8 protein-coding genes are annotated in these 15,540 nt (G+C 50.6%); 5 read left to right on the forward strand and 3 right to left on the reverse strand.

The genetic code is table 11. The features are described 5' to 3' along the window. The first annotated feature begins 7 nt into the window (after nucleotides 1-7). The 5 genes from QJR74_RS05915 (at nucleotide 8) to QJR74_RS05935 (ending at nucleotide 11,766) form a co-directional block, all read left to right on the forward strand. Complete coding sequence (locus QJR74_RS05915; protein ID WP_304373630.1) at nucleotides 8-9,091, forward strand: two-partner secretion domain-containing protein; 9,084 nt, start codon at nucleotides 8-10, stop codon at nucleotides 9,089-9,091. Between the two features lie 12 nt (nucleotides 9,092-9,103). After that, the gene (locus tag QJR74_RS05920; protein ID WP_304373631.1) at nucleotides 9,104-9,382 is read left to right on the forward strand and encodes a contact-dependent growth inhibition system immunity protein; all 279 of its coding nucleotides are present in this window, start codon (nucleotides 9,104-9,106) and stop codon (nucleotides 9,380-9,382) included. A gap of 621 nt (nucleotides 9,383-10,003) precedes the next feature. Further along, on the forward strand, nucleotides 10,004-10,927 hold the full coding sequence (locus tag QJR74_RS05925; RefSeq protein WP_304373632.1) for a VENN motif pre-toxin domain-containing protein: 924 nt from the start codon (nucleotides 10,004-10,006) through the stop codon (nucleotides 10,925-10,927). 3 nt (nucleotides 10,928-10,930) lie between these two features. Next, nucleotides 10,931-11,188 (forward strand): hypothetical protein, encoded by a 258-nt coding sequence (locus tag QJR74_RS05930; protein ID WP_304373633.1) that lies wholly within the window; start codon nucleotides 10,931-10,933, stop codon nucleotides 11,186-11,188. Between the two features lie 257 nt (nucleotides 11,189-11,445). Further along, nucleotides 11,446-11,766, forward strand: coding sequence for a hemagglutinin (locus QJR74_RS05935; protein ID WP_304373634.1), 321 nt, complete (start codon nucleotides 11,446-11,448; stop codon nucleotides 11,764-11,766). Nucleotides 11,767-11,772: 6 nt separating this feature from the next. On the opposite strand, the gene QJR74_RS05940 is transcribed toward QJR74_RS05935, so the two are convergent. From QJR74_RS05940 to astB, 3 genes are read right to left on the reverse strand one after another with little or no spacing between them, the layout of a single operon-like run. After that, entirely contained in the window at nucleotides 11,773-13,188 is a 1,416-nt protein-coding gene (locus QJR74_RS05940; protein WP_369685584.1) for an amino acid permease, read from the reverse strand. Between the two features lie 13 nt (nucleotides 13,189-13,201). After that, complete coding sequence (gene astE / locus QJR74_RS05945; RefSeq protein WP_304373635.1) at nucleotides 13,202-14,185, reverse strand: succinylglutamate desuccinylase; 984 nt, start codon at nucleotides 14,183-14,185, stop codon at nucleotides 13,202-13,204. A 10-nt stretch (nucleotides 14,186-14,195) separates the two neighbouring features. Beyond that, complete coding sequence (astB, locus tag QJR74_RS05950; RefSeq protein WP_304373636.1) at nucleotides 14,196-15,536, reverse strand: N-succinylarginine dihydrolase; 1,341 nt, start codon at nucleotides 15,534-15,536, stop codon at nucleotides 14,196-14,198. Nucleotides 15,537-15,540 lie beyond the last annotated feature (4 nt).

A 15,540-nucleotide genomic window follows, 5' to 3' on the forward strand; every position in this document is an offset into this window, starting at 1 on the left:
ATGAAAAATGAATAAGCACTGTTACCGGATTATTTTTAACCGTTGTCTACAACGACTGGTGGTCGTGTCGGAGTTGGCACGACGTGCAGGGGGGCCGTCGACGTGCAGTCAACCTGTACAACCTTCGATGCTCGCGACACTCCGACCGCTACCCTTTGCGCTGATGATCGCGGGGAGCGCCATCAGCCCTTTAGCCAACGCCGCCGGCATTGTTGCTGATCCGAATGCCCCCCGGGGGCAGCAACCCACGGTACAACGAACCGGTAACGGCTTACCTCAAGTGGATATCCGCGCCCCAAACAGCAAAGGGCTGTCTCATAACACTTATCGTCAATTTGACGTTGATGAACGTGGCGCGATTTTAAACAATAGTCAACATGCGACACCGACTCAGTTAGCGGGTCAAATTGCCGGTAACCCTTGGCTGGCGAAAGGCTCTGCCAAAGTGATCCTTAATGAAGTCAACAGCGCGAACCCTAGCCAGTTGCGTGGGTTTATCGAGGTGGCGGGACGTAAAGCCGATGTCATCATTGCTAACCCGGCAGGGATCAGTTGCAGCGGTTGCGGTGTGATCAACGCAGGGCGTAATACGTTAGCGGCTGGGCGGGTTCGATTAGAAAATGGCCAAATCGCGGGTTATGACGTTGATCGTGGGCGCATTACCATCAGCGGTACAGGGATGAACGGCACAGGTCAAGATTATACTCGGCTGATTGCGCGTGCGGTCGAGGTCAATGGTCGCGTGCAAGCGGGTGATCTTAAAGTCACTACCGGGCATAACCAAACCGATGCCGACGGCAACGTCGTAAAGGTTAAAAACGATGATCCCGCTGGACGCCCCACCTTTGCCATCGATACAGCCGCCTTAGCGGGAATGTATGCCAACCGTATTACGTTGGTGGGGACTGAGCAAGGGGTCGGGGTGCGTAACCGTGGCGAGATCGGCGCGGCACAAGGCCACTTCACGTTGGATGCCAGCGGTAAATTAACCAATACAGGGGTTGTGCAAGCTCAGCAAAACGTTGCTCTACACACGGCAGGGATGGATAACACCGGGCAAATCGCTGCAGCAGGCAACATTACCGCGGCCAGTCAGGGGGACATTAACAATGCTGGGCAAATTCGCGCGCAAGGTGATCTGCAACTCTCAGCAAGCGGGCAATTAGTCAGTCAGTCCAGTTCGACCTTAGTGGCCGGGCATAATGCGACACTGCAAGCCGACACCATCACTAACCAGCATGGCAGCGCCTTAGGGGCGGGTATTGATGCACAAGGTCAAGCGACGGCCGCGGGCCAGCTTAGCCTTGCCGCGACCCAACAATTGCAGAGCCACGGCACCCACCTCAGCCATGATCACATTAGCCTAACGGGTAAAGAGGTTGATCTAAGCGATAGTCAGACCCAAGCGAATCAGGTGAAGGTGACGGCTCAGGAAGGCGATTTACACCTTGACCGCGCGCAGCTTGCTGCCCAGCAGGTGACTCTGAGCACCCCAGGAAAGCTAACCAATCGGCAGGGTAGACTGATTGCTCAGGCAGTCGATCTGACCGCCACCAAAGGACTGGATAATCATGGGGGCGCCATTATTTCACAAGGCCCGCAGGCATTGAGGCTCGATAGCGAACAGATCGACAACACGCAAGGCACTCTTGCCAGCGCCAGCGACCTTAGCCTAACCAGTCAAGATCTCAATAACCGAGGGGGCTTGGTACAAGCCACGGACGGACTGTCGATTACGACTCAGGGCGGAACCCTCACTAACGCCGACACCCAAGCCGATAGCTTGGGCTTGAGAGCGGGTGGAACGCTTGCGATACAGGCGCAAACCCTCGATAACCGTAGCGGATTGATGGCGGGCAAAACGATTACCGCCACAGGCGAGCAGTGGGATAATCGTCTAGGCGAGGTGATTAGCGACCACGCGTTAACCCTTAACGCCTCGCAACTCGCTAATCAGCAGGGTTTACTCAGTGCACAAAACGGGTCGCTTAAGGTACACACAACCGGGGAGCTGAACAATCAATACGGCACGTTGCAGAGTCAAGCTGCGCTGACGCTGACGGCAGATTCACTGAATAATGATCAAGGAAAGATTGTGGCCGCGCAATCTGGCGTCACGGTTCACACTCAGGGAGCACTGATCAACCATGCTGGGAGTATTTCGGCCCGTGACCAGGTTAGCCTAGACAGTGCCGCGCTGACTAACCAGCAGGGAAAAATCACCGCTGTTGAGGGACCGCTGACCCTCAGCACCGCCGGTGTCGTCGATAACCGTCAGGGGGTGCTGCAAACGGGCGGCGCGTTCGCCGTTACGGCAGGGCAACTGAATAACCAAACGGGGACGTTACACTCGACGCAAGGCCAAGGGGCGTTACATCTTAGCGAGAGCTTGGATAACCAACAAGGTCTGATCAGTGCCGCCAAAGACTTACAAATTGAGAGTGGTCAGCTGAATAACCAAAAGGGGGTGCTGATCGCCAAAACGCTCGACCTGCAGACAACAGCCTTAACCAATCAGGCGGGGCTGATCCAAGGCAGTGACCGCCTCGCCATTACTACGCAGGGTCAAACGCTTAACAATCGCGAGACGGATAGCGCGAGTCTTGGCCTACGCTCCGCGGGGGAGCTTATCCTCAACAGTGGTGAGCTAGACAATGCGAAAGGCGTGATTGCGGGGCGTGACCTTGCAATTACGGCACAGGGTCTTGATAACCAGCTAGGCAGCCTGCTTGCCAGCGAGACAAACCAGTTAACGCTACAAAGCTTACAGAATGGTCAAGGGTCAATACAGTCGGGGGGGAATACCTCGGTGGATCTGGGGCAAGGTGAATTTGCCAATCAGCAAGGCCAACTGCTTGCTGGCGGTAGCCTTACCCTGCAAGCGGGGGTGCTCAATAATCAATCCGGGCAACTGCAAGGTGGACAAGGTCTGTCACTGAGTGGCACACAACTCAACAACCAAGGCGGTAAAGTGCTATCGGGTGCCGATCTGTCAACCTTGGTTGCCCAAGCGATTAACGATCAGGGAACGCTCTATGCGGCGGGTAATGCACAGATCACCGCCAGCGAGTCAATCCGGAATCAGCACGGGCTAATGAAGGCGGGAGAACAGCTCAGGCTGTCCACTCAGCAGCTGGATAATCAGCTCACACGTGATGAAGGGCAGGGGATTGAAGCCCAAACTCTCGCTATCACCGCGGCGAATCTGGATAACCGTCAAGGCAGCTTACGCGCAGGCGAGTCACTGCATACACAGGTGAGTGATACCTTGGCTAACCAACAGGGACTGCTTTCCTCGCAGGGGCAATTAACGATCGGCATACCAGGCAGTGGCGTGAGTTTGAATAATGACCAAGGCGATATTGTCGCCAATGGTGATGTCGCGCTAACGCTTGGCCAGTTCACTCAGGTTGGTCGGGTGACCGGGGGCAATAACCTGAGTATAGAGGTCGGCAGCGATTTTCAACAAGACGGCCAATTGGCGGCTGGAAACGATCTGCAGCTGAATACCGCAGGTCACCAACTGAACAATAGCGGTAGCTTGACGGCAGGCCAGCATCTGACCTTGACCAGTGATCGGCTCACTAACCAGCAGACGGGTGAGATCAACTCAGGCATCACCACAATCACTAGTCATTACCTAGAAAATCAAGGCTTAATCGACGGTGGGCAAGTGTTGCTGCACGCCGATGAACTTCACAATCGTGGTACGGGAAGAATTTACGGTGATCAATTGGTCATTGATGCCGCGCTAATGACCAATGAGAGTCTTGAGAATAAAGCGGCAACCATCGCCGGACGAGAAAGTCTGCTTATCGCCACCGATCACCTCACTAACCAAGATAATAGCCTGATCTACAGCAACGGCGATCTACAGATAGGCGGTGCCTTGGCTGCCGATGGCACGCTTACTGGTCAGGCAACACAGGTTGATAATCTCAGTGCGACCATTGAGGCAATGGGCCGTCTGGGGATCTCTGCGCAGCACATTGAGAACCGTGACACGCACTTAACAGTTAGCGATGACCTGCAAACGGTGTCGAGCCTTAATGATCTGGTCGAGATTGAGTTTTGTACCGGACGTAAATGGACAGATGCCTGCGGTCGTACCGATGGCGTGCATTATCGGTTCGATGCCACCATCGATAAATCCAAATCTCGCGACTATAAAGTGGTGTTTAACTTCGATGCGCAAGGGCGCAGTTATGCGCTGGATGCGCAAGGTAACCGCGTCAAATTTACCATTGATGGCAAAGAGGATTATCTCTATGTCTATCAGGATGCCCGAAACGGCATTATCTACTTCCACCAACCGGGTGTGACGGATGCCGGACGGCGATTTAATGTTTTCAATTTCGACCAGGTCACCAAAGCCCAAACGGTCAGCAATCAACAGAGCGCGATACTGCGTAGTGGTGGCGATCTCGTCTTAAACAGTGACTTGCATAACAAAGATAGCCAAGTGGTGGCAGGCCAAGCGTTAGTCATTAATGGCGCGGTGAATAACGAGGAAACCGAGGTCAAGCAGACTCTCGAACAACAAGGTGAACGACTGGCGGGCGGGCGACGCAAACAGCATAAGCAAACGCGCTATGAAGGCCCGGAAGTCTATCAACCCCCGGTCAGTGAGTTAACGTTACCGCTGCATCTGACCGCCCAGCTTCAAGGCCAAGGTGTCGGTGAGGGGAAAACTATTGCCACACAGGTTGCGCCCCCCACAGCGACCGCCGGGGCATCTGATTTGTTGGCCAATGTCGCCTTAGCAAAACAAGACCATCAAGCTTTAGTGACCGACGTGCCCCTCCCCGCACCCGTCGATGCCTCGACACAACTGGGGGAGACGGCCTCTGCAGGCAATTGGGTTATTCGCACCACGCATGCGCCGGTTAACATACCTACTACCAGCCTCTATCAGCTTCATCCCGGTACCGACAGTCAGTATCTGGTCGAAACCGACCCGCAATTTACGCGGGGTAAATCCACGGTAAGTAGTAGTGATATCTATCAAGACCAGCTTATCAAGCGATTAGGCGATGGCTATTATGAGCAATCCTTGGTGCGCGATCAGATTGTCCAAGCGACCGGACAGCGGTTCTTAACCGGTTATAGCAACGATGAAGCGCAATATCGTGCGCTGCTCACCAGTGGTAAAGCCTTTAGCGAGCAATTTGGCATCGCTCCGGGGACCGCATTGAGTGCAGAACAGATGGCTCAGATGACCAGCGATATGGTGCTAATGGTTAATGAGCGTATCACCTTATCCGATGGCACCACCCAACTGGTGGCGGTACCCAAGCTCTATGCTCGAGTTGATAAAAATCAGTTGAGTGGTAACGGCGCATTGTTAGCAGGTAACGCCGTTCAGATCACGACCGCGCAGGATCTGCTCAATAGTGGCACTATCGCTGGCCGCGGGCTGACCGCGATTTCAGCAAGCAATCTCCTTAATCTGGGTGATATTAGTGGCAATACCACTCAGTTATTGGCGAGTCACGATATTGTCAACCGGGGCGGCCAATTACTGGGCGGTGATCAACTCACCTTACAGGCAGGGCATGACATCCTCAGTCAAACCGAAAGCTTTCAACGGGGGAGTGAAGCATGGACTGGACGCCAAGCGGGGATAGCGGTAACGGGCCAACAGGGCCAATTAACGCTGCAAGCCGGGCATGATATCCAGCTGACTGCTAGCGTCTTAAGTAATCAGGGCAACGAGAGCACGACGCGGGTGATTGCTGGTCATGACCTGAATCTTGATACGGTAAAACAAAGTCACGCAACGGACTATACTCGCGGTAAAAAAGATTATGACCATAGTCTAGAGACCCATGACCAAGGCTCCGTCATTAATGCTGGTGGCAGCTTAACGATGCAAGCCGGGAACGATATGACCTTACGCGCTGCAGAAGTGACAGCAGGGGGCGATGCGACACTGACGGCGGGTCACGATTTGACGTTACTCAGTGGTCAGGATAGCTGGGATCAGTCGACCTATATGAAAACCAAAAAACGTCACGGTTTATCGAAAACGACGACTGAGGTAGCCACCAGTACCCATCAGATCAACGCAGTAAGCAGTTCAGTCTCCGGCGATCAGGTGACGCTGCTCGCAGGGCACGACCTGCGTTCAGAAGCCGGTAATATAGTGGGGGATAATGCCGTTAAGCTACTGGCAGGTAATGATGTGGTGATCACCACAGCCGAGGAGTCTGATCACTCAACCAGTATGACTAAGAAGAAGAAATCAGGGTTAAGTGGTACCGGTGGGATCGGCTTCACTGTCGGTACCTCATCGCAAAAAACGGATCAAGACGACCGCAGTAATGTACAAAAAGGCAGCGTGATCGGCAGCACTCAAGGTAACGTTACGGTGACTGCCGGTAATCAGGTGACCCTGCATGGCAGCGATCTGTTAGCTGGCCAAGATATGGCGATAAGTGGCAAGAGTATCGATATCAGCGCGGCAGAAAATAGCCATACCGCCCTCACCAAAACCGAACAGAAGTCGAGTGGATTAACCCTAGCGCTGAGCGGCGTGGTGGGGAGCGCTTTAAACACGGCCACTCAACAGGCCCATTCGGCGGCTAAGGAAGACAGTGGCCGGTTGGCGGCGTTAAAAGCGACCCAATCGGTATTAACCGGTTACAGTGCTAAACAAGCCAGTGATCTCAATAATCTAAAGCAAACGCCGCAAGACGCGATGGGGGTTAACCTCTCTTACGGTAATCAACGCGCCCACTCCGAGCAGAGCGTCGTGCAGCAGACGCATGCGGGCAGCCAACTCACCGCCGGGCGCGACCTAAGCTTACAGGTTACCCAAGGGGATATCGATATTGCGGGCAGTCAGCTTAAAGCTGGACGTGATACGACACTGAGTGCCGCACAGGATATCCTACTGCACTCCAGCCAAGACAGTGAAACCCTGAGCGGTAAAAATAGCAGCCACGGCGGGTCGTTAGGGATAGGGATTGGTGCGAGCGGCAATAGCGCTGGCATCAGCATTTCTGCCAGCGTCAATGCCAGCAAAGGCAAGGAGAACGGCAGTTCCCTGACCCACCAAGAGACAACACTCGACAGCGGCGGTGCAGTGACCTTACTTAGCGGTCGCGATACCACGCTAACCGGTGCACAGGTCAATGGCGAACGGATTGCAGCAGAGGTTGGGCGTAACTTAACGCTGACCTCTGAGCAAGACAGCAACCGCTATGACTCCAAGCAAAAAAGCGCCAGTGCGGGCGGTAGCTTTACCTTCGGCTCGATGACCGGTTCAGGGAGTGTCAATCTTAGTAAAGATAAGATGCACAGTACCTATGACAGTGTGCAAGAACAGACTGGGCTGTTTGCAGGCAAAGGTGGCTTTGATGTCAAGGTGGGTGAACATACCCAGCTTAATGGTGCGGTGATTGGCTCGACCGCCAGTGCCGAGCATAACCGCTTAGAGACCGGCACCCTCGGTTTTAGTGATATCGAAAACCAAGCAGCCTATAAGGTCGAACACCAGAGCGTAGGCGCCAGTACTGGCGGCGGTATGGCGAACTTTATCGGTAATCTTGCTAATGGTTTAGCCGTTGCAGGCAACAAGGAAAAAAGCGATAGCTCAACCACCCATGCTGCGGTGAGTGATGGCACGATAATCATCAACGACACCGCCAAGCAGCAACAGAATGTTGATGACCTGAGCCGCGATGTGGCCCATGCCAACCAGATGCTTAGCCCGATATTCGATAAAGAAAAAGAGCAGCAACGGATGCAGACGCTGCAGTTAATCGGTGAAATAGGCAATCAAGCCGCCGATATCGCGCGTACGCAAGGGGAGATAGCAGGGTTTACTGCCGCTAAAGCTGAGCACCCGACCTATACCGATGACCAACTGCGTGAGACAGCCGAGTTTAAACAAGCGAGCAAGCCTTTTGGAACCGGCGGCGCAATACAACAGGCTATTACCGCCTCAACCGCCGCAATACAAGGGTTGGCGGGGGGTGATATCGCTAAGGCGTTAGCGGGCGGTACCGCACCCTACATAGCCGAGGTTATCCATCGCCAAACGACCTCTGCCGACGGAGAGGTAAATAAAACTGCCAACCTAATGGCGCATGCGGTAGTGAATGCAGCATTATCCTTGGCTAAGGGTGAAAATGCGTTAGCGGGAGCCAGTAGTGCGGTAACGGCAGAAGCGGTGGGGCTGATTTCGCAGGCCTATTATGGTAAAAAAGCACCTGAGCTGGATGAGTCACAGAAACAAACCATTAGTGCCTTAGCCAGTTTAGCCGCGGGATTAGCGGGCGGACTGGTGGGTGGCGATACGGCAAGTGCAGTATCAGGGATGCAGACCGGGAAGGTGACGGTTGAGAATAATGCTCTGAGCGGCCTGGATGGCTTCGGAAAGGGTCTGTCTGATTATGGCCAGGCTCAGTTTTCGCTGGGCACTTCCATGATAAAGAGTGGTACATCACCGGATGATATCGCCGCGGCACTGTCCAAAGCAGCTAAAGGTGATATGCCGGAAGGGCAAAATGCAGCAGAGGGACTGCTGGTAGCCTGGGGTAATTTCTTTGGCGTACCTTTAGATGTCGTTATGTCTAATGAACAAATGACGCCACAGAAAGCGGCTGAAATACTTTCCAGTGGTGTGCCAACCAGTGAAGCAAAACTGTTGCAATATGTGGCGGCTAAAGCGTTTTTAACAATTTCAAAGAGCACCACGGTTAAAGCCGAAACAGGAAATTCTCTGATCTACCATGAAAATTTTGGTGGACATGCTATAGAGAAGCATGTAGCTAAGTCTGATGCTGAATTAATTGCTCGATTTAAAGCAGAACCAAGGCTTAATGCGTCTTCAACATTTTTTAATAATGGAGTAGCAGACAAGGCGATAGGCAATGGTATTTCTGCAAATCAGAAACAGCTTGCAGACTGGCTCTCTGGCGACCAGGCAAGACTGGTTTTGCAGCATGAGGAAAAATTTAATGTCGGTAAAGTTATACATAAAGGTGATAGTGCCTCTCAACTATCTAATAAACTAACCATAGTTATAGATAGAGATCCATTAATGCCAAATGGTTACCGGATACATACTGCATATCCAAAATAATTACAGGAATATATGAAATTTGAAAATATTGCCTATTTACTAGGTGCTTATTTTCATCAAGACTGGTTCTATGATGCTCCCAGTCCTGATGATGTAATTAGAAACTTTATCGAAAGGGAGTCGACAGCTAGGATATTAGCCCTTAAACAGGAGCTTGACCAGTTATTAGATAGTGATAAGGCATCGATCTCTGATAGCTTCATCATTGATAATAATGGATATTATGATCCTCATGTTGACGGATTAACAGTTTACGAATGGCTAAAAAAAATACAAATGATGCTAATTTGACGTTGCACTAATAGAAATCCCGGCCATCTAGCCGGGATTTTTTTCACATGCTGTTCACTCCTCAATTAGCCGTATAATCCGTTTTCCCTGCTGACAATTCACCTCAACCTTCTTCCCTGTCTTAAATCGCAGTCTCTCATCCAGTGACCCTGCAGCGTAATCGAGGGTGAAGGCCGATGTTTACGTATTGCCGAATATATTCCACGGTATAACGTCTTGATCGGGTTATGCCTGTCCCTTACTTGTTGCGAATGGTTTAGCCGTTGCGGGCAACAAGGAAAAAAGCGATAGCTCCACCACCCATGCCGCAGTGAGTGATGGCACGATAATCATCAACGACACGGCGAAGCAGCAACAGAATGTTGATGACCTTAGCCGCGATGTGGCCCATGCCATATCGATGACCAGCTGCGTGAGACAGCCGAGTTTAAACAAGCTAGCCAGCCTTTTGGTACAGGCGGTGACATACAGCGGGCCATTACTGCCTCAACCGCCGCAATACAGGGGTTAGCGGGAGGGGATATTACTAAGGCATTAGCGGGCGGTGCCGCACCTTACCTAGCAGAAGAAATCCATAAAAGAACAATCACTGGTGATAAGGTTAATATCCCCGCCAACCTGATGGCGCATGCGGTAGTGAATGCGGCATTATCCCTGGCGAAAGGTGAAAATGCGTTAGCGGGAGCCAGTAGTGCGGTGACCGCTGAGGCGGTAGGGCTGATTTCTAAGTCGTATTATGATAAAAAGCCTACCGAGCTCAAAGAAGATGAAAAGCAAACCGTAAGTGCACTAGCCAGTTTAGCCGCAGGATTAGCGGGTGGACTGGTGGGTGGTGATACGGCAAGTGCAGTATCAGGGATGCAGACCGGGAAGGTGACGGTTGAGAATAACTGGCTGAGTGGCCTGGAAGGCTTCGGTACTGGCTTTCAGAATAATGTCCAGGCCCAGGGATCGCTGGTAAATAATACCAATCTAACTGATGAGCATGGCAAAGTACTTAATCCGGCAACACCAGAGCAAATTAAGTATGCTTCGGACAAGCTAGTGACGGGGCAATTACCTCCCGGACAGAATGCCGCTACAGGGTTAATTACTGCTTGGGGCGCAGGAATGTCAACAGTAGTAGCACCTGTTCTTCTTCCCACTACAGCGACGGCGGGAAGCATTATTGGTGCCAGTGTAATAGGTGGCGCGGCAAATGTGTTTAATCAATTGAATAGTGGCGGACCTTTCAGTGCCACCGATGCACTTATTGCTACAGGCATCAGCGGAATCACCCAAGGTAAAGGGTTCTGGTTTACTGAAGCCGCAAGTGTGGGCGGAGCCTATGTTGGGGCTAAGTTGCAGGGGCAAGATACACTTCCGGTTGTTGCAGGTGCGGTGATTGGTACTGGGATTGGTGCTGGCGGAGGTAAAGCTGTTGAAACTGGGAATAAATATTTCCCGATTGTCTCAGATAAAACCGCCGGTATTGCTGGGGCTGTTATTGGTTCTGGTGCAGCAGAGGTAGCTGGCTCTGAAGTTCAAAAACAGCTGGAGAAATAAAAAATGAAACATATGATATCCGCCATGAGATTGGTGTTTTTCTTCTTTTTACTTACAACACTAACGTTGTTTTTTATTCGATTAGGTGTAGCTTCTATATTTATGATTAAAAATGGATATTTCTATTTTGAATGGGTAGATAATACAATTGATTCGTTAAAAAGAGGTGCTGTTATTGGTTCAGTTTTGAGTATTGGCATTTTGTTTTTATCCAACCTAAAAGAAAATAAACAAAAAGAAGATCCATCCTCAAAGTCATAAAGATCCGACCCCGGCACAGGCCGGGGTTACCTTAACCGCCGCTTACTCCCTAACCAGCCGTATAATCAGCTCTCACATCCAGTGGCCCCGCAACGTGATCTATGGTGAAGGCTGATGTTTAATGTGATCCTGGACATATCCTACGGTATAACGCCTTGATTGATTTGTGGGTGAGCCTGTCTCTGGCTTATGAAGTATCTTAGCCATAATCAACTCCTACTGAGTAGGTTGTAGTTAGCTCCACCACCCATGCCGCAGTGAGTGATGGCACGATAATTATCAACAACACGGCCAAGCAGCAACAGAATGTTGATGACCTTAGCCGCGATGTGGCCCATGCTAATCAGACGTTTAGCCCTATATTCGATAAAGAAAAAGAGCAGCAACGGATGCAGACGCTGCAGTTAATCGGTGAAATAGGCAATCAAGCCGCCGATATCGCGCGTACGCAAGGGGAGATAGCAGGGTTTACTGCCGCTAAAGCGAAAATCGACACTTTAACGGCCCTTTCCACAGCAAATAAGATCGGGCAAAAAAAGTTAAAAGCCGTACTTACAGATTTGTTTTTTGATGGCTGAGGCCCATTAGCGCAGGGTACTGGCAGCCGGTTGTTTGAACCGCCACACTCCCCATAATGTGAGAAACCACAGTGGAGAAATCATGACGGCCTTCAACGTGTCTTTATCGAAAAACATCATCACCACCGCCAGTAGGAAAAATAAAAGGGTCAACCAAGCCATGGGTCTGCCTCCTACCATTTTGAATTGCGATTGCTGATGCAGATCGTCTCGACGCCTACGATAGACCAAATATGCCGCAAGGATCATTCCCCAGCTAAATATCACCAAAATCGCCGCTAAGGTAGAAATAATAGTAAACAGCGTCACAACATTGGGGATAAAAAATAGCAATAAGGTTCCACTGAGCATACAAAAGCATGAAAAGAACAGGCTTCTGACAGGAATTCGTGTCACGCGCGACAGAATACGAAATTGCCAGTGGGCATGTTTATCGACGGATAAACCATACAGCATTCGCGTACTGGAATAGACCCCGCTATTGGCAGAGGAGATGGCGGCACTCAGTGCGACAAAATTAATAATCGCGGCGGCGGCGGGCAATCCGGCTTTAGCAAACAATGTAACGAAGGGGCTTACATCGGGTGAGACATGTTGCCAGGTGGTAACTGAAATAATCACCGCCATCGACAATAAATAGAAAATAATGACGCGGATAGGTAGTGCATTGATGGCGCGAGGCAAAATACGTTCAGGGGTTTTGGTTTCGGCCGTCATCGTTCCCAATAATTCGATGCCCGTAAAAGAAAAAATAGCAATTTGGAATCCGGCAAAAAAGCCGCCGATACCATAGGGTAATAGGGTAGAGGGATCGACCAGATGTTGTAAGGACGCTGTCACCCCATCGGGAGATTGCCAACCGGTCAAAATCATAAAGCCCCCCATGCCTATTAACGCAATGATGGTGATGACTTTGATTAATGCAAACCAGAATTCGGTCTCTGCAAACATTTTTACGGACAATAAATTCAATAAACAGAGGAATAACAAGGTGGTCAGTGCAGGCCCCCATGCGGGCAGATCAGGGAACCAATATTGTACATAGCCTCCGCACACGACAACATCTGCAATACAAGTCACAATCCAGCTTAGCCAATAGCTCCAGCCGAGGAAAAAACTCGCTTGAGGGCCTAAATAATCCCTGACGAAGTCGGCGAATGAGAGATAACCTTGTTTGGAGAGTAACACTTCTCCCATTGCCCTCATCACCATAAAACTAAAGAAGCCGACAATAAGGTAAATGAGTAATATTGAAGAACCGGCCATATGAATACTTTGCCCGGCTCCCATAAAGAGCCCGGTACCTATTGCTCCCCCTAAGGCTATCATCTGAATATGGCGTCCACCTAAACTTCGGTGTAGCGTCGTGGTTGATGGGGTTGCCGAGTGTTGTTGATGAGGTGGATGCAAAGAAGAGGGCATAGATCATCCTTAGTTATGAGAAATGCAAATCTGTGACGCGTTCTAATAACAAGCAGGCACGTTGACCCACCGCGACGTTTGCATTAGGAAAAAGCAGATAGTGAGCAGGCTCCTCGACTTGCCATGTTCTCGAGGGTTGTTCGGCTAGGAGATAACCCGCAGCCAGTTGTGTGAAATTCTTTATTTCTTCTGGTAGATAAAGTTGGAAGTGCTGATCGCCTCGAATCACACTTGTTTTAACGTTGAAATACAGCAGATTTTTACGCTGAACCTGTGGAAGAGGACAATTAGTGATAAAAGCCTCTATAGCTTGAAATATAGGCGACGAGTCGTTGAGATTATTTTCACCAAACCTCTGCACTTTCCCCAGTTCCAACGTTACGCTCTGTGCGCCATGAACTGCGGCGGTATAGTGGGAAAAAGTGGACCCTGGCTCCGTATGCTGAACTAATGCATCGAGTTCGCCGCTCGCCATTAACCTCAGCAATATAGTAGAAATCTGTGGATGGACGGCAGGGATAAGTGCAAATTTCGGATAATGTGATCCGCGAATCGCAGTATGCATATCCAAATGGTAACGCGGTACGGTATCCGCTTCACCACTGCGTAAATAAAAGGCACTGACGTGTTTTTCTATTTCAGCTACACGCCGCGCCTCATCTCCCTCAATACCCCGATGCTTCCCACAAAATAGCCGGTTCATATCATAGTCAAGATAACGCTTTGCCTTCTGCATCGCCGGTATATTGCCAAAAATAAATAGTAAAGCATGGCCTTGGTAATCAGATTGGCTGACTAGGTTCTCCATAAGCCGTAACAGCTGTTCAATCGGTGCCGTCTCATTACCGTGGATCCCGGCAGACAACACAGTTGCTTGTTGCCATCCGCATCGGGGGAGCAATTGGAGAATTCCGTCGTCTAACCAAGTCGCTTCAAAATTAGCCGAGATAGTTAGCGACGAAAGCTGGTGCTGCAAAAGTTTTTCTACCAGAGACATAATCTTCTCCTCAGCGCTGGAATGCATAGACCGAACCTAACGATAACAATGTTGTTAGCTCATCGAGAGCTGTATGCACTTCGTCAATCAGTTGTGGGTCTGCAAGGTCCTGAGTCGAGAATCGATCACGATAATGCGTGTTGACCCAGGCTTTTAAGGCGTCATAGCGCGCTTGCGTCATTAAACTATGCGGGTTGACGGCATTGAGCTCGCGCTTGCTTAGGGCAACTCGTAATCGTAAACAAGCAGGTCCTCCGCCATTACGCATACTTTCGCGTAAATCAAATGACGTGATGGCGCGGATTGGCGTTTGTTGATTCTCGACTAAAGCTTGTAAATAGGCCCAAACGTTTTCTTTTTGCCGACATTCCTCGGGAACAATCAGAGACATTACCCCCTCACGGGTGGTCAATAATTGGCTATTGAATAAATAACTGGCAACAGCATCTTCGACGGAGACCACCGCTTGGGGCACTTCAATTCCCTTGAAGTCGATAGCCAGTCGGTCGCTAGCTCGCTGAAGTTCGGTCAATAAGGCCTTGCTATTCACGAAGGCCTGTTGATGGTAGAAAAAAACGTTTTGATTACTGACCGAAATGACGTCGTTATGAAAAACCCCTTGGTCGATCACTGCTGGGTTCTGTTGAGCATAAAAGGTATTTTCAGGGGAGAGTTGATGCAAACGAGCAATGGCCTCACTGGCTTCGCGTGTCTGACGAGCGGGGTAACGTTGCGGTTGTAACGCATTACCCGTTACCTGACGGCCATACACGAAGAGTTGAATACCAGGCTGGTCATAGTCAGCACAAAAACGATTATGATTAGCAGCCCCCTCATCCCCAAAATCGCCATGCGAGGGGAGCGCCTCATGGTGGGCGAAATAATCCGGATTGTTGAAGGTTGCCCGCAGAATATCGGCGGTAATGGCGGCTTCGTAATGGCGGTGCAACTTATTATTAAGATTTGCCACGGTAAAATGAACACGATGGTCGAGACTATCCGCAGAAGGTGAGACGGTTGCCGCATTGGCCGTCCACATGGAAGAGGCAGAGCTGAAAGCGGAGAGTAAAAAGGGGTGCTTAGCCGCTTGGGCGATAACTGCCGCGGGGGACCCTTGAAAACCGATCTGTCGTAAAATCTCAAGGTTGGGTCGAGGCTGAGGTGGCAATATCCCCTGAACAAAGCCCATATCCGAGAGGGCTTTCATTTTGTTTAACCCTTGCAAGGCGGCTTGCTTTGGATTTGAGGTTTGATTTTTATTATTAAGAGAGGCTTCATTGCCAATTGATAGCCCCGCATAGTGGTGAGTTGGGCCGACCAAGCCATCAAAATTCGCTTCTATTCCAGACATAGGT

The organism is Tatumella ptyseos (assembly GCF_030552895.1).
Classification (GTDB): domain Bacteria; phylum Pseudomonadota; class Gammaproteobacteria; order Enterobacterales; family Enterobacteriaceae; genus Rosenbergiella; species Rosenbergiella ptyseos_A.